A 20,432-nucleotide genomic window follows, 5' to 3' on the forward strand; every position below is an offset into this window, starting at 1 on the left:
ATGAGCACCGCCAACGCCTCCCGCCCGCTGCTGCTGGGCTGCATCGCCGACGACTTCACCGGCGCCACCGATCTGGCCAACAACCTGGTGCGCGCCGGCCTGCGCGTGGTGCAGACCATCGGCGTGCCCGACACCCCGCCCGAGGGCGAGGCCGACGCCATCGTCGTGGCCCTCAAGTCGCGCACCATCCCGGCGGACGAGGCGGTGGCGCAATCGCTGGACGCCCTGCGCTGGCTGCAGGCCCGGGGCGCACGGCAGATCTACTTCAAGTACTGCTCGACCTTCGACTCGACCGCCCACGGCAACATCGGCCCGGTGACCGAGGCGCTGATGGACGCGCTGGACGCGCCCTTCACCATCGCCACGCCGGCCTTCCCGGACAACGGGCGCACGGTGTTCAAGGGCTATCTGTTCGTGGGTGACGTGCTCCTCAACGAGAGCGGCATGCGCGACCACCCGCTGACGCCGATGCGCGATGCCAACCTGGTGCGCGTGCTGCAGGCGCAGACGCGCCGCCGCGTCGGCCTGATCGACCACCGCACGGTGGCCACCGGGGCGGACGCGGTGCGCGCACGCATCGCCGCACTGCAGGCCGAGGGCGTGGGCATCGCCATCGTCGACGCCGTCTCCAACGACGACCTGATGCGCATGGGCCCGGCACTGGCCGGGCTGAAGCTGCTGACCGCCGGCTCGGGCGTGGCCATCGCCCTGCCGGCCAACGCCGGCATCGCGCCGTCGGCCCAGGCCGCGGCGCTGCCGCCGGCCCGCGGGCTGCAGGCCATCGTCTCGGGCAGCTGCTCGGTGGCGACCAACGGCCAGGTGGCGCACTTCATCGCCAGCGGCCGGCCGGCGCTGGCGCTCGATCCGCTGCGTCTGGCGGCCGATGCCCGCGCCGTCGACCGCACCGTGGCCGAGGTGCTGGACTGGGCCGCGCCGCAGCTGGCCACGGGCCCGGTGCTGGTCTATGCCACCGCCGAGCCGGCCACCGTGCGCGCGGTGCAGGCGAAGCTGGGCGTGGAGGCGGCCGGGGCGCTGGTCGAGCACGCGCTGTCACGCATCGCACGCGGCCTGGTGGGCCTGGGCGTGCGCCAGCTGGTGGTGGCCGGAGGCGAGACCTCGGGCGCCTGCGTGCAGGCCCTCGGCGTCACCCAGCTGCGCATCGGCGGCCAGATCGACCCCGGTGTACCCTGGTGCCACGCGCCGGTCGATGCCGCGCTGCAGGCGGCCGACGGCGTGCACATCACGCTGAAGTCCGGCAACTTCGGCACCACCGATTTCTTCACCAAGGCCTTCGGCCAGCTGCAGGCCTGACCCCGCGATGACCACCCCGACCTGCCCGCCCCCGCTGGACGAGGCCGCCGCGCGCGACGAGATCTGCCGCGTCGGCCGCAGCCTGTTCGAGCGCGGCTACGTGCACGCCACCGCCGGCAACATCAGCGTGCGCCTGGCCGACGGCTTCCTGATCACGCCCACCGATGCCTGCCTGGGCACGCTGCAGCCCCAGCGCCTGGCCCGGCTGGACGCCGCCGGCGAGCAGATCGACGGCGACCGCGCCAGCAAGACCATCACGCTGCACCGGCGCATCTACGCGGCCACGGCCGCCGCCGGGCGCGCCGCCGGCTGCGTGATCCACACCCACAGCACGCACCTGGTGGCCTGCTCGCTGCGCGCCGATGACGCGGCTGGCGCCGCGAACGAGGGGCTGGCCGAGGGCGCCGAGCTGCTGCCGCCGATCACGCCCTACTTCGTGATGAAGGTCGGCCGCGTGCCCCACATCGCCTACCACCGCCCGGGCGATCCGGCCGCGGCCGAGGCCGTGGTGCGGGCCATCGCGCAGCACGCCGCCGCCGGCCGCCGGCTGCAGGCGGTGATGCTGGCGCGCCTGGGCCCCAACGTCTGGCACGACACGCCGGCCGCCGCCCTGGCCGTGCTGGAGGAGCTGGAGGAGACCGCCCGCCTGCACCTGCTGCAGCCGGCCATCCGCCCGCTGGCCGAGCCCCAGATCGACGAACTGCGCCGCGTCTTCGGCGCGTCCTGGTGAGCGCCGGCCCGGCCGGCCCCACCGTTCATCCCCTCATTTCCGGAGCCTGACCCCGCCATGCCCCGCTTCGCCGCCAACCTGTCGATGCTCTACAACGAGCATCCCTTCCTCGACCGCTTCGCCGCCGCCGCGGCCGATGGCTTCGACGCCGTCGAGTACCTGTTCCCCTACGCCCACCCGGCCGCCGAGATCGCCCAGCGCCTGCAGGCCCACGGCCTGACCCAGGCCCTGTTCAACGCGCCCCCCGGCGACTGGGATGCCGGCGAGCGCGGCATCGCCTGCCTGGCCGGCCGCGAGGCCGAGTTCGACGCCGGCATCACCCAGGCCCTGGCCTATGCGCAGACGCTGGGCTGCAGCCGCCTGCACGTGATGGCCGGCCTGCTGCCGGCCGGCGCCACGCGCGACGACGTGCGCCCGGTCTACGTCGCCAACCTGCAACGTGCGGCGCTGCGCGCGGCGGCCGTCGGCGTGGCGATCCAGATCGAGCCGATCAACCTGCGCGACATGCCCGGCTACTTCCTCAACCGCCAGGATCAGGCGCACGCGCTGGTCGAGGAGATCGGCGCGCCCAACGTGCAGGTGCAGTTCGACCTGTACCACGCGCAGGTGATGGAGGGCGATCTGTCGATGAAGCTGCGCCAGTACCTGCCCACCGGCCGCGTCGGCCACATCCAGATCGCCGGCGTGCCGCAGCGCCACGAGCCCGACACCGGCGAGCTGAACTACCCCGCCCTGTTCGCCCTGCTGGACGAACTGGGCTGGGACGGCTTCGTCGGCTGCGAGTACAAGCCGCGGCGCGGCGCCGTGGCCGGCGGCACGTCCGACGGCCTGGGCTGGCTGCGCGCCTGGCGCGAGCGCCAGGGCTGACGGCCCGCGCCCAGGCCATCCACTCTCCCACCGACCCACCCCGTCCGGGCGTCCTGCACGGGCCGGTGCGCTTCTCCGCCCGACGGGCCGCCGCCCGGCGCGCCAGAATGCACCCCGACGCCGGGGTGTCCTGGCGCGCCGGCCCGGAGAAGTGGACATGGACAGACAACGCCGCGCCCTGCTGCTGACGACACTCGGCAGCCCCGCCCTGGCGGCGACCCGGCCCACGGCGGCCGAGCCCACCGCCCCGGCCATCGGCAGCCCCGCCCCCGCCCTGCAGGAGCGGACGATCCCCGACCTGGCCCGCGTGCTGTGCGTGCCCGAGTGGTACGACGGCGACGGCCTCTACAACCGCTGGCAGGGCCTGCTGGTGTGGCGCGGCAGCACCGGCCAGGTGCGCCTGCGCCGCAAGTGCCTGAAGCAGGCCGCCCAGCCCCTGCCCGACCACACGCCGGCCCGCAGCTACGGCCTGCTGATCGGCGGCCGACGCGTGGCCGAGGCCCGCTTCGCCGCCGGCCAGACCGATCTGCCGGTGAGCTTCCCGCTGGCCGGCCTGCCCCCCGGCTGGCTGACGATCGACGTCGACGGCACGCAGGACGGCGAGAGCTTCATCCACTGGGCCGGCTACCACCACGTGCCCGGCGCCCCGCCGCCGCAGACCATGCCGGTGATCCAGGGCTCGCACGCCCTCGGCTGGAGCCGCGCGCCCATCCACCGCTGGGCGATGATGCCCGCGCGCTACACGCCCACGCTGCACCCGCTGCGGCCGCAACGCTTCGAGCCGGTGTCGCGCTTCGTCTGCGGGCGGCTGGTGGTGCCCACCGACATGGGCCAGGACATCGTCACGCCCAACCTCAGCCGTGAGGGGATCTGGAACACCCACGGCAAGCAGGCCTACTTCTTCTCCGACGTGATGGCCGGCGGCCCGCCCCCCGTGCCCCATGTGGACGGCCCGCGCGGCAAGGCCACCGCCGGCATGATCGTGGACATCCACATCGCCACGCCCACCCGGCCCGGCGACCCCGAGCGCGACGTCGAGGCCTATCTGATGACGGCCCACGCCTGGCGCAAGCTGATGCGCGACGGCTCGATCCAGACCCTGGCCGGCTGGATCCACGACGACGCCCCCTCACATTGGAAGGACGGCGCCAACGGCCGCACCCTGCGCCTGGCCGGCGACTGGAGCGCCGTGCCGCCCGAGCGCCGCGGCTACCACGACCCCTGGGGCAGCGCCTGGCTGCAGGTGGAGACCGACGAGGCCGCCGCCCCCATCCCCAGCGAAGGCGACCTCAAACCCCACCGCCTGCCCCCGATCGGCCTGGTGGCCGACTCCGGCCACGGCCGCATCCTGGCCCACCGCTTCCACCCACGCATGCACGGCCCGCAGGCCGTCGTCAGCGAATGGATGACCGGCCTGCACGACCCCTTCGGCCTGGTGGTGTGGAACGACCGCGTCATCGTCTCCGAGCGCACCGCCCACCGCATCATCGAGATCGACCCGGCCACCCGGCGCATCAGCCGCGTCATCGTCGAGCGCGACCCCAAGCGCCCCGGCAACGCCACCATGTCATCCTGGCGCCGCGCGATGGACCCCGACGGCGCCACCCTGGCCGAGCGCCAGGCCCAGCCCTGCCTGGCGCCCGAAATGCTGCGCCTGTGGGGCGACTGGCTGTACTACGGCAGCTACGCCGCCCAGGCCATCCACCGCGTGCACCTGAAGACCGGCGAAGTGCAGTTCATCCAGCGCGTGGAGATGGACCGCCAATCCTGGTTCGTCAACTTCGACATCGCCCGCGACGACAGCTTCGCCCCCGCCGGCACGATCTTCTACTGCAGCTGGGCCCAGCAGTCCTGCGCCGCCCACTACGGCGTGCTGCCCGACGGCAGCAAGTGGACCAAGCACGCCGGCCAGGCCCCCTGGAACGACCCCCAGACCTACTCAGCCGCCGTGGCCGTGGGCGAAGGCCGCATGTACTACGCCGGCAGCGCCATGGGCCTGACCCGCTACGAGGCCGGCCCCCCGATCGACACCGGCCGCTACAAGCGCGGGAGGGAGCTGTTCCAGCAGGAGGGCGGCTGGCTGCGGTTCGGGGCGGGTGGGTTCAACCCGTGGGGGCTGGAGCTGCCGTGGGGGGTGGATCCGGATCTGGATTACTACTTTGGGTGTCATGACATCCGGAGGCTGGGGGATGCTAGGAAGGTGTGAGCTGGGGTTGCGCGACCCCCGAGAACCTGCCCGATCTGCCACAGACGCTGCCACGTGACGCAGCACCGCTAAGGTCACGCGCTCTTCGGCCTGGGCACTTCTTGAAGCCGCCCGCCTGACGCCGACGCCCCACACCGATCTACGCTACATCGCCTCCATAACGCAAGGTGGGCAGATCGTCGACGCTAGCAACGTGCAGGCGCCGATCACACATGCCACCACGCAGGAACGCAAGACGATGAAGAAGGGCGAAGAGCCTGCAGGCTAGAACAAGAAGCGGCTAGCGCACACCGAACAAGATGCACGTTGGACGCAAACGCACTGCAAGTCATACTATGGCTACAAGATGCACGGCGACGTGGACGCGCGCTACGAGCTGATCCGACGCATCGCGGTCACGACAGCCAACCCTGATGATGGTCATCAGTTGTCGAAGATGCTGCAGAAGGCCAACACGCGTGACCGCCTGCTGGCAGACCGGGGCTATGACAGCGAAGCCTATCGCCAAGTGCTGCTCCAGCATGGGCTGTGCGAGGGCATCGCGCGGCGGGCCCGGCCGGGCCAAACGGCCAAGGTGAGGCTCAAACAGCGCAACAAGACGGTCAGTCGGACACGGGCGTGGGTTGAGCACGTCTTTGCAGCGCCGCATAAGCAGGACGGCAAGTGCGTGCAAGCGATGAACCTGGCACGCAACGCACTGAGTATCACGCTGGCGTGCGTGGCGTACACAGCGCGGCGGCTGGCGTGGCTAGTCAAGAGCGGAAGTCCGCCTGCGAGGGCGGTGTGAAGGTCGGCAGGGCTGGTTCGCGGGTTGTGGACGGGCAGGTGAGGTGCCGCAGGCGGCTGCGGCGAGCGCGTAGGGACCGTCATGACCGGGGCTGGACTGTCTCAGCGCGTTGGGACGGGTTTCGAGAAGTGCCCCAATGCTGCAAAATTATCTAAACAGCCAAGCAACAACAACGGGAGCGTACATGTCACTAAGCTGGGTGTCGGGAGCTAGGGCGGAAATTGCCAGGAGTCTAGGGGACGTGCGGTCAAGCCATCACCCAATTTTGATTTTTATAAATTAATCGACTGCCTGATGTCCCGATTCGTTGCTTGGAACGATCTGCTGTTGGCAGAGTTTTTTTCTCCGGCCTCCGCCCACGAGGAAGTGTGGATCCGTGCCACGCGCGCGGAGCTGGACTCTTTCGGTTTGCACCTCGGAGGCGCCGAAGGGCTGATCAGTGCAGTCGGATCCGGTGCTCCTTGGCTGCCGAGCCTTTCCAACTGTTCGGTAGCGGCACAAAAATTGGTCGAGCAGCGCAAGAGTCCTCTGCAAACCCAATTTTACCGAGACCCTGGAACTTCAAGTCCTAGATACGCTGGTGCTCGTGCGCCAACATACCTTCCCATACTTGCGCTCTGGGTACTAGCCGCGTCGGACGAGACAACTGAGGGCGGGTTCTATGCTTCAGTGCAGCGGATGCTGGGACCCTCCTTCAAAAATGAGGTCAAGGTCACTGAAGCGATGTCCCGGACGTGGGAGGACCTCGAAGCGTGGTCATCCAAGGAGTGTGATGGACGCTTTGGCAACTTCCACTGCCGCGTACTGGGAGGACACCGGTTTGTCGGAATGCCGCGTTCGCAGGGCCTGATCAGCCGCCAAGATGAACGGAATCTGTCAAGGCTTTTCTGGGATGCCAGGCTACGGCCAGGCCAAACCCTGACAGATGCGACGCTCGTATCCATACTCGAGCGTGGTTGCGAGTTGCCTTTCCTGACCAGGGCGCTGCGGTCGGCTATGGCAAAGCCCGAGTACCAACTGCCGCTTGCTGCGCTGGTACGGAAGCTCTTCGCATCGTGGGGGGGTAGCCGGCCGAAGGATAGTCGCGCCGATACACATCACCCCAGTACAGAGCCATTTTTTCAGGAGCCCACCGAAACTCAGGCTGCAGTCAGACTTGTTCTTGTTCCTTCTGAAGAAGTGCCAAACGGATGGGATGTGTGTTGGAGCTTTCCGGCAGTGGTCGATGCCATCCGCTGTAGTTTCCAGATCGGAGGCCAGCGATTGGCTGCTTCCCTGCATCGTGCTAGTGCAAGCTTTATAACGGACGTTTCGGAGAATTCCGTCCGCCAATCGCTTGCAGCCCTTTTTGCTTCGGCGTCGCAGCAGCTCGACGTGCAAGTCAAGCTTGACGACGATAGCGCTTGCGCATACGGCGACCAGTGCCGCAACGAACTAATCCGCCAGACTCCCCGTAGAGTAATGGCATGGAACTCGATTGACCCGCGCTTCGGACAGCAGCTCATCGAGCGCGATGTTCCGCTTTACGGCGCTTTCTATCTAGTTTGCGCTCCGTCCGATTGGACCAGAACCGACTCCTGGCTTAAACGGGAGCATATCTTTTTCGAGCCAATGGATGTGTGCGGCTTGCCAAGTGGATGGCGGATGGCCTGCATCCATAGAGCAGAGAAGCTTACTGCCGAGCAACGGCAGTATTTGGCTGATGCTCACGAAGTCGCTGACGTACCGCCAGCCAGGTTGCAGTTTGTTGGAGGCAGCCGGCTGCTGCGTGGCGGTACACGCTTGTTTGCTTCCTACGGCCTGCCGGCTGTTGAATTCGAGGGCCCTCCTGAAGCGCAACTTGACGCTCCTGGACTGCAGCTTTTGGAGGTGCCTTCACGTCCTGTCAAAGAAGTGCAATCGGGAGCCCGGCGGTTTTTGGTCAAGGTGTTGGACGTGAATCGCAGCAGCTTCACCATCAGGCTCGTAGCGGGCAGGACCGAATTGGCGAACATCCGTCTGCGAGTGGCCGATCCGGATGGGGAGGGGCGTGGAGTGGTTCGGAGCTTTTCACTCAGTCCCTTGGGTTTCCCTAGGCCTACCTTCGCGGGGTTGCTTGGCGCTTGCATTGGCGACGCGTGCAAAGACCAGGCCGGTCATGGTTGGAGCCGCGGAGAAATGCAAGAGGTTCCAGCTACAACCGAGTGGGCAGGAGGATCCTTTGCGGAGTCGGGCGCAGCTCAGTTTTTAGATACGTTGGCGGCGCGAGGCTCTATGTATTACGGCGCTGCGAGGGACCAGATTTCACAACTCTCCGGAGATATCAATCCCATTTCCTTGCTGACTAGCTTGCGAGCGCGAGGCTGCCTAGAAATCGAGACTGATGGTAAGGGGCACTTCATTCGCATCCATGGCGTTGCTCCCGCAATCTATGGGCTGCCTGCAATGCGAGACGGCCTGCCGCTGTTTGGTGTAGCGGGGACCCTGCGGCTTGCCCATTGGGCATTGTTGCAATCCAATGAAAATTTCATGGTGACTTCTGAGGATCCCATCGCAGGGCATCTACCAGCCTTGCGCGTGGCTGCAATTGACGCGTATTCCGTCCAGGCTGAGTGCTCCTCGATGGACTTCCAGTTTGCGCCGAGTCCGGCACGAGATGTAGTTCTTTGGGCGGGCACGCTCAGGCAGGCCAGGGAGGCTGCGGAATCTCTGGGTACGGACACAGTTTCCGCTGAGCTGGGGCACCTACATCGCCTGAAGGCGGATTCGGCTCGGTTCATACCGGTTGCCGAGCCACGCATGTCTATCGATCGGGAGTGCGGCGCTCAGCTTTTCCGTTTCGATGATCCTCAGGCCACAGCCATGCAGCTTTACGTCTTGGGCGTGCGCCGAGCAGATGGAACTTCGAGGTATTCGCATGTGCCCGACTCGCGCTGGGGAGTTTGGATCTCACAGTTGGCCTTTGCGGAAATGCTCAGGGAGAAGCATGGCCGAGACGACGCATTTCCGTGGCCGCTCCACTATGACGCAGTAACACGCGATTTGTGGGTGCCTGCGCGGCTGCGTCCTCCTGCTGTGCTTGAGAGGGCTCTCGCGCTTTGCTCGGGTGACGGCCCCGTAATCCATTTCCTTTCTTCCGCCGGGGATGCCGACGGCAGGGCGCCTGTTTTCGACAGCTACGCCGGACGCGTCGTGGGCGCTATCAGCCATGTGTACCGGGAGTTTGTTCCGGGGCATTGGCTCCGCTACTGCTGGGTTCCTACAGAGGTTGCGCAGCAAGTCGCTGCGCTGCTGGGATGCGTGTTGGAGCCATTCACGTGCGTAAGCGCAGCCCGTGGCCCAGAAACATTAAATGCTTAAAAGGGACGGTAAGAGTGCAAGAAACTATAGGCGAAGATCCGATCGGTTCGTGGGAACAGCTGAAGGGTCATCTGAAGCGGTACATCCAATCTGCATTTCGCACCGATTCACCCTCGTTTGAGGACGATCGCAAAGAGCTTCTCAACACTTCGGGGGTGCTATTCCAGGAGCCGTACCTTGAGCTACTGCCGTCATACGTAAATGCCAAGGCGCTCAGCGCCCTAGATGCAGGGGACCTGCCCGGCTTGGATGAAGCGGCTCGGCAGGGATTCATCGCATTGGCAGAAGCTGGGCTCATGCCCACTGGCGCGGATTTGTACGTGCACCAGCAACGGATGCTCCAGGCTGCAATGCAACGAAAGCATTGCGTGGTGGTGACAGGAACGGGCTCTGGCAAGACGGAGTCCTTCCTACTGCCGGTGTTCGCGTCAATCGCGAGGGAAGCGCTCCGGCCGTCTAGAGGTTGGGCTGCAGCAGCGCCGCCGGCGGCGTTGCCCTCCGAGTGGAAGAGCGCTCCGCAGTGGAACTTCGGTCGGGCGACCGCGCGCGGCGAGCGGCGAAAGCCCGCTGTCAGGGCCTTGCTTCTGTACCCAATGAACGCTCTGGTAGAGGACCAGATGTCCCGCTTGCGCCGCGCCTTGGACTCCGATGAGGCGCACGCTGCGCTCGATCGGCATTGGGGAGCTAACCGCGTCCGGTTTGGCCGCTATAACGGGACTACCCCCGTGCCAGGACATCCATGGCGGCTTGATGACCAAGGCAAGCGAGAACTGAATAGGCCTAAACACGACGAGCTGAAGGCCGAGTTGAAGCAAGCGATCGACCAGTACCAACAGCTGGCGATGGCGATACGGGCTGCTCAGGACCGCCTTCGGTCCTTAGATGCTACCTGTGGCGACACCCGCGATACCAAGCAACAACTTGCTGACCTTAGGGCGCAGTTGTCGTTTGTGCCGCGGATGTCGCCTAGCGCGGCCGAGATGTTCCATCGCTGGGAGATGCAGGCGGCGCCCCCTGATCTTTTGATTACCAACGTGAGCATGCTCTCCATCATGCTTATGCGCCAGGCTAGCCCTGAAATAGAAGGGGATCGCGCCGATGCTGAGGTTTTCGAGACCACGCGCGAGTGGCTCGCAGAAGACCGGGACAACCACGTTTTCCAGCTCGTCCTCGACGAACTCCATCTTTACCGCGGCGCGTCAGGCACAGAAGTCGGGTACTTGCTACGGTTGCTGTTGGAACGCCTTGGCTTGGAGCCGGGTAGCAACCAGCTTCAAATCCTCGCTTCCAGTGCTTCGTTGGACGGCGAGGCCGAGAGCACGTACAAGTTTCTGGGCGAGTTCTTCGGGATGGGCCAGGAGAACGCGCGCGATAGATTCCATGTGGAGGGAGGTGCCAGTGTGAATGGCGCTCCCAACGGCCCGGTAGAAATACCGGCTTCGTTTGCGCAGGATTGCTTGGACGTTGCAAGGCAAGCTGATGGTGCCAAGCTCCTTGATCTACTAGCTCGGGAATTTTCCTCCAGCGTAGGCGGTGCTATTCCTGCGAAACGTCTTGCAGACTCTTTCTGGAACAAGGAAGGTGGCCGCCATCGCGCAGTATCGCTTTCCAGGCATCTGGAAGGCCTATTCCCCTACATGGCGGCAAGCGATGCCGGCGATGCAGCCCGCGGGCTGTTCCTAGCGGCGGGTAAGGCAGCGCAGCTGGCAGCGGTGAGGGCGATCAGTCCCGCCCATCCTTTGCCTCGGGTACGGTTCCATTGGATGGTCAAGAACATCGACGGACTATGGGCCACTGCTAAGCATGTCGGTCAGGACCGTCGCCGTAGGGTTGGACGCTTGCTTGCCGAGCCCCTCATGGACGTTGACGGAAACCGAGCGCTTGAGGTGTTGTACTGTGAATGCTGCGGAACGCAGTTGCTTGCTGGCTACAAAACTTCTGCGTCGATCCCCGGAAGTGTCGACCGGTACGAATTGGCTCCCATGCCTCCGGCAATCGAAGGCTTGCCGGAAGCAACGCCCCAGACCAGGACCGATGCACAGCGCTATGACAAGCTAGGCGTGGTCCACTTGTTGCCGGGCGATTGGGAGGGGGTTTCTGACGCATCAGAGCTCAAGTGGACACAAGGATCAGAGGAGCGTCGTGAGAACGATCGGAAGCCCGTGTACGACGCGCAGGCGGAGTGGCAGCGTGCCTCTATCGACCCTGTGACAGGCATTGTCGAGGTGGGCAAGGAACCTGTAGGCGATGGCATACCGTGCCTTTGGTTCTGTCTGGAAGCATTTGGCGATCTGTTGCCCGCGATGCCGCAACGCTGCCCCTCGTGCAAGATCGATTACTCAGCACGCAAGGGCGGGCGGCCAGCCCCGATCCGGTCATTCGCAACTGGCCTGACCCAGACATCCCTGTTGCTGACGAAGCACCTCATGGGAGTCATGCCGGAAGGTGCCGGCCGAAAGCTCGTCGCGTTTTCTGACAGCCGGCAGTCTGCCGCCAGGTTGGCAAACGGGGTCGAGGCCGAACAGTGGGAACATCTGCTGCGAGTCGCTGTGCTGCGCGAGATCCGTGAGAGGGCCACCGGAGGCGTCGAACCAATCAAGCGGCAGCTCCTCGATTGCTTGGAGGCTGGCAATGTGGCCCAAGGGCAAGCCATCTTGCGCGAGCGTAAAGAATTGTTGCCTCCGGCCCAGTTCCAAGCTTTGGCTGAATTCTGGCGAGACGCCAAGTCCGTGCGAGATGAGCCTGAGTTCGCTAGCGAAGAAGCAAAATCGAACGTTGGCCGCCTGATGAACTGGGTGCCTGGGTTTGTTCGCTTCGACGAGTTTCTTTCTCGGCCCAATCCAGCCAAGTTGGCGCTTCCTCCTCTTTGGAGTTACTTTGCGGGTCTTGGGGTCAATCCTGCGGGCCCGGGAATCGATTCAAAGCGCGTCGGTGAGAGGGAGGATTGGACCTCTTTCTTCGATTTCGAGTATCCAGGTGGACCTAGGCTTTCGTCGACTGGGTTTCCGCAAGAGAAGGCCGACAGGCTGGAGCAGTTTGGCGACGCACTGCGCCGGCAGTCTTGGCGTGCTATTTCTGGGCGATTGCTTTATGACCTCGAAGCGCAGGGCGTCGGTCACCTTTGCTTGCCGCCGTCTGCGGGGACGCTTCAACCCTCGAACATTGACGAACCGGTCTTCCGAGGGATCTGCGAGAGCGTTATCCGCATACTTACTGAACAGAGGCGAACGAATCCATCACAAAGGGATTGGCCGCCAGAGGCGTGGTCTCGAGATCACCCACGGCGGGACCGCAGAGAGGGTGCCGACAAGGCGCGTATCGGAAACTATTTGCATGCTTGTGCCACTCGGCTCGGCATTGGCTGGGAAGGCCTTCGGGACAGCGTGCGTGGTGCTTTGGCCCGAGTTGGGCACGGAACCGAAGACGCTTGGGGGGTTGTGGAACTTTCTTCCCTTTGGGTAAAAGTCGCCGCGCGCGATTCCCGACCGTGGGTGTGCGAGCGTTGCGGGCAAGTCCATTGGCAGCCATCGGGTGGCATTTGCTCCCGTTGTACGGGGCATTTGCCTTTGTCTCCGAATGGTCTGCGCTCGGCGGCAGAGATCGAGCAAGACCACTACTACGCCTACCTTGCGGCCGATGGGGGGTCGGGATTTCGTATCCACGCTGAGGAGCTTACGGGGCAGACAAGCGACCAGGCTCAGCGCCAACGGCATTTTCGCGACGTTTTCTTTCCTGACGAATGTCTCGAGGATGTCGTGCGACGGGATGTAGTGCCCAAAGTAGACACGATCGACCTGCTGTCTGTCACAACAACGATGGAGGTCGGTGTGGACATCGGTGCGCTTCAGTCCGTGTTCCAAGCCAACATGCCTCCCGAGCGCTTCAACTACCAGCAGCGCGCAGGTCGGGCCGGCCGTAAGGGGCAGGCGTTTTCAGTAGTCCTGACCTACTGTCGCGGTCAGACACACGACCGTATCCACTTCGACCATCCTGATGAGATGACAGGCGGTATTCCCCCGCAGCCAACGGTGTCGGCAACTGAGGACCAACGGCTACTCGCTGAACGTCTGGTAGCCAAAGAAGTTCTTCGTAGGGCATTCCGGTCTGCCGGCTGTATGTGGCACGACTCGGGCAGGCCGGTAGATACGCATGGCGAGATGGGCCTCGTCCGGGAGTATTTCGGTCCGCGCAGGGCAGCGGTCGAGCAGTGGTTCCTGGAGAAGAGCGCAGAGATTGAAGGTGTAGCCGATGTAGTCTCAAGAGGCACGGAAATCGACCCTAAACGGCTTGCCATCGACGTCCAGGGTCTGGCGGTGCGTCTAGAGAAAGTTGCAAGTTCAGCGTCTGATCCGAGCCAAGGGCTTGCTACGGCCCTTGCTGAAGCGGGTGTACTGCCGATGTATGGGATGCCGACGTCCGTGCGAAATCTGTACTTCCACCTTCCTCCAGAGCCATCGGGCCAATCGAGGGAGCCGAAAGTGCTTGACCGGACACTGGACCATGCCATCACTGACTTTGCGCCAGGCTCGGAACGTGTCTGGGACAAGCGGCTGCTTTCGCCAATAGGCCTCGTGGGATCGATTTCCCATCACCGTAGCTACAAGTGGGAAGCCATTGATCGGCCAATCGGGAGTGCGACTTGGCAGCTTTTCTGCCAGAGCTGCAGGAACTTCACCATTTACCGTGCCGATCCCCGTACATTGCGGCCCACTCAGGCTATTGATGGATGGGACGAGTCCTGGATCAGGAATCCGCCGTCTCAACTTTGCCCTCGATGCGGTGCTGTTGCCGACCTGTCCTTGGCGGTTGTTCCGAATGGCTTTTTGACTGATCTCAATATCGAGAAGCCAGTGATATCGACAGAATCGACACGCAATGGCGGACCAAGGTCTTTTGTTGCATCGCCTTCGCTGCGCGCTATGGCGCAACGGCAGCTGGGGCGGGCTTTCCTGGCCTTGGATCATCAAGGGCAGGTCTACCGGATCGCCCAGGCTCCGAGTGGGAAACCGTTCGGTTTCAACCGGGCTATTTCGCTTCGCCAGCAGAGGGGGCAACAATGGTTGGACGGCGAAATCTGGAAGGCATCGCCCGATGAGGCGGAAATCTCCGCATGCATCGCGTCTCCGAAGACGACGGATGTTTTGAGCGTCAGGCTTCTCGATGGCAGCGGCTTAACTTTCTTTGACCACTCCAAAGAGGTTTGTGCAAGGCGGGCGGCTTGGTATTCCGCCGCGACCATCTTGCAGCGCGCGATAGCACTAGAACTTGATGTTGATTCGCTTGATATAGAGATTGCGTCTGTCCACAGGTACTTGGAGGACAGCAACGTGTCTGGTGCCGAGCTATACCTTGCGGACGATCACCCCAATGGTGCTGGACTTGTCGACTGGGCCAGCCGCAACTGGGTGGACTTGCTGGCCGGTTGTATAGAAGGTTCCGGCAAGTACGCACGACTCGGCTCAATGATCCGGGAAGAGTGTCGGCGCGCAACGCAGGGCGAACAGGTTTGGCGTTCGCCCGACCTACTACTGCGCGGTTTTCGAAACCGTCAGCTTCATGGGCTAATCGATTGGCGACTGGGGCTTGAGCTCTTGCGCGTCATGCATGACTCTGCATTTCTGCCTGGACGGGATCAGTTCTTCGAGGAATGGAGCGTAGGCTTGCGCAGTTGGGAGGCCGTTGCATCGGAACTGGCTGACACCTATTGCGCGGCTTATGAGAAGGAGCCCCTAGCCCGACAGCGTGGCCCTATGGGCGCACACGGTTGGTTAGCGCAGAGAGGCATAGCTGGTCGGGAATCAATGGTCTTTTATTTGGTGAGTCATCCGCTTTGGGCCGCTTCTGTGACTAGCTCAGGACCGGTCGGTCCGGACCTCACTGAATGGGCCCAAAACATCGGTGCAACGGCGATCTGCTTAGTCGATTCATTCAACTTATCGCGCAGGATGGCATGGGTACGCGGCAACCTGGATCTCTTCCCAAAACTCGATATTAGTACGGATGGTTTGGGAGCGAGCGGTGGGTCGCCACCGATACCAAAAGAATCGTGGATGCAGGAGTTGATCGGGTTACAAGAAGGCGGCGTCTTAGCTCACGAAGGGTGGAACTGGACAAAAGTAGCCGGCGGCGATGGTTGGGCTGCTCAGCCGGGAGTGTGGCTCGCACACGTCAACGGCCAGCTGGCCAAGGTGAACATTTCTAACTTCGCAGGAGCTGGCTTGCGGGTCAAAGTGATTGGGGCTACTTACCTCGACCGCCGATCTTGCCCCACCCTCCCGCTGATTGCATTTCGCTCGGGCGATGGGAGCTCCTGACATGCCGAAGATTCTTGGACAGAACAGTATGGACCGTTGGGAGCGAGAGGTGCGCCGTCAGCTGGCGGACCAACTGCCCCTGGACTGGATGGTGGTGTGCAATGTAGCTTGGGCATTGCAAAACGAACAAGGCCTGGTGCGGGACGGGCAGTGCGACTTCGTCGTGCTGGCACCTGGACTTGGAATGGCCGTGCTTGAAGTGAAGGGTTCCCGCTCGGTCCGGGTCGGCGACAACGGAATTTGGTACCGACAAGAAACCGATCGGCGTACGGGGCATGTAAAGGCCGAAGTAGCGATCGATGAACCTCCGCCCGAGCAGGCTTGCAGGAATATGCATACGCTAGCAAAGGCCGTTTGCGACCGCTTGCCTCGGCAACGCTTCCCTGGCGCGTTTGCTTTCCTTGTTGCATATCCGAACGGCCGGGTTGAGGGGCCTTCCGCGCTCTACGACCCCAGCACGATAGTGCCCTCGCAAGACATGCACCGCTTGGAACGGAGGATACGGGGCGCCCTTGAGGCGCGTTTCCACCAGGCGCAGTCAAGCGAGTTCACGGCGGATATGGCGGGCAGAGTAGCCGCGATCCTCTCGAATGCATCCTTCCGCATTGCGCCGCGCGACGCGCCCCTTGACGCCGAAGAGGATGCAGTCGATCTCGATGAGCTGACTAGGCAACAGTTTGCAGCTCTGCGTGGAGCTTTTGAGCTGCCTCGGGTCGCTATCGTTGGTCCTGCTGGATCTGGCAAGACGTTGCTCGCGCTATGGAAGCTGGATGCGCTACTCGAAGAGGGAAAGCGGGCCCTGTATGTCTGCTTTAACAAGGCCCTGGCCGAACACCTGAGGCTGACCAATCCTGAGATTTCGACAGCGATTACTTCAGTTGATCGACTTTTCTACCAACTTGCCGAAGTACCTGACGGCCGCAAGATCGGGGAGAGTTTCTTCACGGAAGAGCTTCCTTCGCTTGTTCAAGACGTGGCGGCAGAACTGCCGCTGCTGTCCAAGTACGAAGCGATCATCGTGGACGAGGGCCAAGACTTCGGAGAACTTCGCTTACTTGCTTTGCTGGACATGCTCACTCCGGCAGGCCAATGGCTATTTTTTGCCGACTGGGAGCAGAACGTCTACAAGTCGACCAAACATGAGCCAATCGGTGCTGAAGTCACATTTCGGCTCTATCACAATTGCCGCAATACCCAGCTTGTGAACGCAGCAACCAATGGCTGCTGCGAGCTTTCCGTCGTGCATATGCCCGGCGTCCCGTTGGGTGCTGCCCCGCTTGTGAAGAAGGGATGGGGAACAACAGCCGCAGGCGCTGCGTGGTCCGCTGCGCATGAGTTGAGCCCAGAGGGGGGGGCGATCTTCCTGTCGCCGTTCAAACTGGAGAACTCCTGCTTGGACTTGGTCAGGCGAGCCTACAACCTTGAGGTGACTGAAGACATCGCCTTGCTAGGAAAGCCCGGCTTTGTCTACTTCTCCACCATTCGATCTTTCAAAGGGCTGGAAGGAAAAAACGTAGTGCTACTGCATGCCGATGTTCCTGCGCGGATCCCAGCACTCAGCCCCGATGACCTATACGTCGCTTGTACGAGGGCAACCGGCCGCCTTGTCATCATGGCGGCTTCGGAAGAGGCGCTTCAGTGGTACACGCAGCGAACGGGTCGTCCTCCAACAACAGAGCTCACTTCCTGAGCCAGTTGGCTGTACGGGAGAGACAGCCTTTGGGCAGGCTCGAATACACGGCTCTGTTAGATCGACAACAGTTCCCGGACGCGCGCATCCAACTGCTCAAATTCCGCCGGCTGGACGTCACCTCCTCGCTTCGTGAGATCCCGCGCGATGTTGCCAATAGCAGCCATCTGCCCGTTAGTCTCGTCGAACTTTGGAATGTTCAGGTATTCCGCAACGCTGGCGCCCAGGCTAAGCTGTGCCGCGTATGCAGACACTGCCTTTGCAATTGTTGGGGCGTTCAGGAAGCCTGTCAGGTAAGCCGCCTCGGGCTCTGACTCGACCGGAATGAAGTAGAGCTTGTGGTCGGGCACAACGATCTTCTCGCCAGCGTATTCGATTGGCGCGCTGCCGATGTACGCCGCGGCGAAGGTGTTGCCCATCTCGCGCCAAAGCACCTTAAATGGAGCGAACGTATAAGGGCCGGTGCTCCAGAGCGAGTAAAACTCCTGCCCCTTCTGAAATCTTTTCAGGCTAGAACGCTGTTCGAGGTGGCTCTTGAAGCGGTTCAGAAACTTGAACGTGTGGGGGCTTGCTGTCGGCAGGTCAGGGTTGCCGTGCATGCCTCGCTGCGGCACGAGAATGCGGAGATCTGTCTCAGGCACAGCATTAAACGGCGCGACACCACGCCCGCGCAAGAGAGGGAAAAGGTGTTCCGACTCAACCGTTGCCGTGATCTGGGGAATTCCTTTCGTCTTGCCAATGTCTGAAGCGTTCCGTATTGCCACTAGGTCGGCTCCCACTGCGCCAGTGGCATGGACCCAGAAGATGCCATTTCGGTCGGTTGTGATGCCTTTGCGGGCCTTGTACTCAGGCTTTGCGCCTGCCGCAAAAACTTTCGAGAATACAGCTTGGTCTTGCGCCGATCCGACCAGCCAGGGACGCGCTCCATCTCCGCCTGGTACTGGAACTGCAGTTCCATCATTACGTTTCGAGGTATGGCGAAACTGCTCAGCCGAAGCGTATGTCCGCTGGTTGGCCCCGCTGTCCGGGTCTGCGGTCCATGAGCGGTACGGAACAGGGAAAGCAGTTGCAGCGTCTCGCTGGAGCATCAGGAACGTCGGGTGGTTGCTGACGCCGTCGAACGGCTTGATGTCTTGGTAGTCCTCAACCAACAGTACCCGGCACTGCAAGCTGCCGCTGTCAATCGAGAAGCGCCTGAAGCCCGCACTAGATTCGGTTGTAAACACGGATCCAGGTAGGAAGAAGCCCAAGCGCCCGTCCCTCCCGAGGTAGTGCTTTACAGCTTGGTAGGTGATCACAGTCGAGATGTCAGACTCGATGCCACCTACCCATTTGTCGGTGCTAAATACACCGAGCCCCCGGCAATGAGTTTGGATTGACTGGGCATAGTCCTTCGGAAGGTTGCTCCATTTGACCCATGGTGGGTTGCCGCAGATGTGGGAGGACGGTGGGATCGCGCCAGCCGCAAAACGGTCGGCCAGGATCGAGCACCAGATGCCATTCCATCCTTGGTCATGGAGTTCGACCAAGTTGCTAACCGTCGTGCTGACGATGGAGACATCGGATGGATCAAGTCCCATGCTTTTCAAGTCGGCGAGGATTGCGCCGCAGATCTTCGCCGCAGGATAGTTCGCATCGATCAGCATCCGTACTTTCGCGAAGATGCGGAAGAAGTCCGGGTGCTCAATCATCCGTTCAGGAACGGAAAACTCCTTGGGGCCGACTTCTGTGTGCAGGACGTGGCTGTAGTTGGAGAAAAGATCGACGGCTGCCGGGTGTACCGCATCCGCCAAATACACCGGAAGCCGAATGGGGTGTGCTGGATCCAGGTGTGGTGATAGGAAAACGGCAAGAGACCCTTTCGCCGCAAGCACTGCGAGTGGGTTGAGGTCGATGCCATGGATGCCAGCTAGCAGCGCTTGAGCTGTAGCGCCGCTGTTGGCCTTACGCCGGCGGCGGATCGCTTCCAGCAAGAAGGTGCCCGACCCACACGTGGGATCGGTCAGCGAGTCAGAAGGCTGCCATTCGAGCAAGTCCATGCCGTGTTCAGCCAGCCAGTCCGGCGTGTAGAACTCGCCAAGGGCATGTCTAACTTCCCGAGGAATGAACCGCTCATAGATGCCCTTAAATAGGTCACGTGTCGTGTCTGCGTGCTTCTTGGATACGGCGAAGTCGACACCGCTCAGCCTACCAAGCATGGCGCCAAGTGCACCTTGGTAGCGGGGCCAGTCGCTGTCATCGAGGTACCAAGAGAAAAAGTCACCGCTCAGCATGTTTAGTATGCCAGCATGCTCGAACAGTTCGCCTGTCTCCACCGCACGTAGCCGCTCCGCCACCGGCACGTCCGGTTGCAGCACGTCCTGGCTGGCCCTGGGAAGCGCGCAGGCAGCGACCACCTTTGCGATAATCGCAATGTATGTGTTGAGAGCGAACAGGTAGGCCGCAGGGTTTTCCTGGTACGGCTGGTCGTGTGATATTTCTTGCCGTGCGAGCAGCTTTTTCATGTGCGAGGGTTGAAACCCCACGACTTGACTGAAAAGCCTGCGCCACTCCGCAAACAACATCTTGGTTTTCGTTGTGACGGCCGACGAGTCCGCCTTGCAGATACTGGTGTAGAGCTCCGGGATCAGCGCTGTGCCGTACTCGGAGTCCGGGCCTACCAATGCTTGCAGGAGCTGAGGGTGGACGAGCGGGCGGCCGTTGCTTTCCAGTGCGGATAGTAGGCGGTCAGCCGAAATCCTGTCGAATGCAACGACATCTTCCCAATTGGCTGAAGTGCCATTGAAATTTCCGAAAGTGATGTGCGAACCATCCCATGCGATCAGAACGTATTCTTGTAGTGCACGTCCTTCTTCGGCTGAGATCAGTTCTGCGTATTCTTCAGCTTGCTGGCGCGCGTGGGCTGCTTTTGCGCCAGCAAGTCCGCGAAACGACTTTGGTGGTTCGTACTCGATGACAACGGCGCCGTGCGCCACGTCGGCAAATTTCGTAGGCTTACCCTTGGCTTTGAGGGCCCGTTCAAGCTGGAATGGCGTCCAAGGAATAGACAACTCCGCGCAAGCCTGCTCAAGCGCATTCTCCAGCTCGTGTCGGAGCTGCGCTTCGTTCTTGGAAATCTCCGCCGCAGAAATGACAGCGTTAACGAGTGAGGTTGTAGTCGCGGTGCTCACAGCATTCCTTGGGCAGAC

8 protein-coding genes and 1 pseudogene are annotated in these 20,432 nt (G+C 62.5%); 8 read left to right on the plus strand and 1 reads right to left on the minus strand.

The window, feature by feature from the left end; all coding sequences use genetic code 11:
• The 8 genes and pseudogenes from otnK to AACH11_RS11825 all read left to right on the plus strand — a co-directional run bounded on the left by otnK (window position 1) and on the right by AACH11_RS11825 (window position 17,244).
• A complete protein-coding gene (gene otnK, locus AACH11_RS11790) occupies window positions 1–1,311 on the plus strand; it encodes a 3-oxo-tetronate kinase (protein WP_341374429.1) in 1,311 nt (436 codons plus the stop codon).
• A gap of 34 nt (window positions 1,312–1,345) precedes the next feature.
• A complete protein-coding gene (locus AACH11_RS11795) occupies window positions 1,346–2,041 on the plus strand; it encodes a class II aldolase/adducin family protein (RefSeq protein ID WP_341374536.1) in 696 nt (231 codons plus the stop codon).
• Window positions 2,042–2,098: 57 nt separating this feature from the next.
• Window positions 2,099–2,908 (plus strand): 2-oxo-tetronate isomerase, encoded by an 810-nt coding sequence (gene otnI, locus AACH11_RS11800; RefSeq protein WP_341374430.1) that lies wholly within the window; start codon window positions 2,099–2,101, stop codon window positions 2,906–2,908.
• Between the two features lie 157 nt (window positions 2,909–3,065).
• Window positions 3,066–5,114 carry an NHL repeat-containing protein gene (locus AACH11_RS11805; RefSeq protein ID WP_341374431.1) on the plus strand — a complete coding sequence of 683 codons (2,049 nt, stop codon included), beginning with the start codon at window positions 3,066–3,068 and terminating at the stop codon, window positions 5,112–5,114.
• A gap of 295 nt (window positions 5,115–5,409) precedes the next feature.
• Window positions 5,410–5,901, plus strand: a pseudogene (locus AACH11_RS11810) (transposase); the annotation flags it as partial.
• A gap of 294 nt (window positions 5,902–6,195) precedes the next feature.
• Window positions 6,196–9,240 (plus strand): hypothetical protein, encoded by a 3,045-nt coding sequence (locus AACH11_RS11815; protein WP_341374432.1) that lies wholly within the window; start codon window positions 6,196–6,198, stop codon window positions 9,238–9,240.
• The gene (locus AACH11_RS11820; protein WP_341374433.1) at window positions 9,198–15,554 is read left to right on the plus strand and encodes a DEAD/DEAH box helicase; all 6,357 of its coding nucleotides are present in this window, start codon (window positions 9,198–9,200) and stop codon (window positions 15,552–15,554) included. Before AACH11_RS11815 ends, AACH11_RS11820 begins: the two co-directional genes overlap by 43 nt.
• A 1-nt stretch (window position 15,555) precedes the next feature.
• Window positions 15,556–17,244, plus strand: coding sequence for a nuclease-related domain-containing DEAD/DEAH box helicase (locus tag AACH11_RS11825; protein ID WP_341374434.1), 1,689 nt, complete (start codon window positions 15,556–15,558; stop codon window positions 17,242–17,244).
• 56 nt (window positions 17,245–17,300) lie between these two features.
• On the opposite strand, the gene AACH11_RS11830 is transcribed toward AACH11_RS11825, so the two are convergent.
• Window positions 17,301–20,414, minus strand: a complete 3,114-nt coding sequence (locus AACH11_RS11830; RefSeq protein ID WP_341374435.1) for an N-6 DNA methylase — start codon at window positions 20,412–20,414, stop codon at window positions 17,301–17,303.
• Window positions 20,415–20,432: the final 18 nt, after the last annotated feature.

The organism is Pseudaquabacterium rugosum (genome assembly GCF_038066575.1).
Taxonomy (GTDB): Bacteria; Pseudomonadota; Gammaproteobacteria; order Burkholderiales; family Burkholderiaceae_C; genus Pseudaquabacterium; species Pseudaquabacterium rugosum.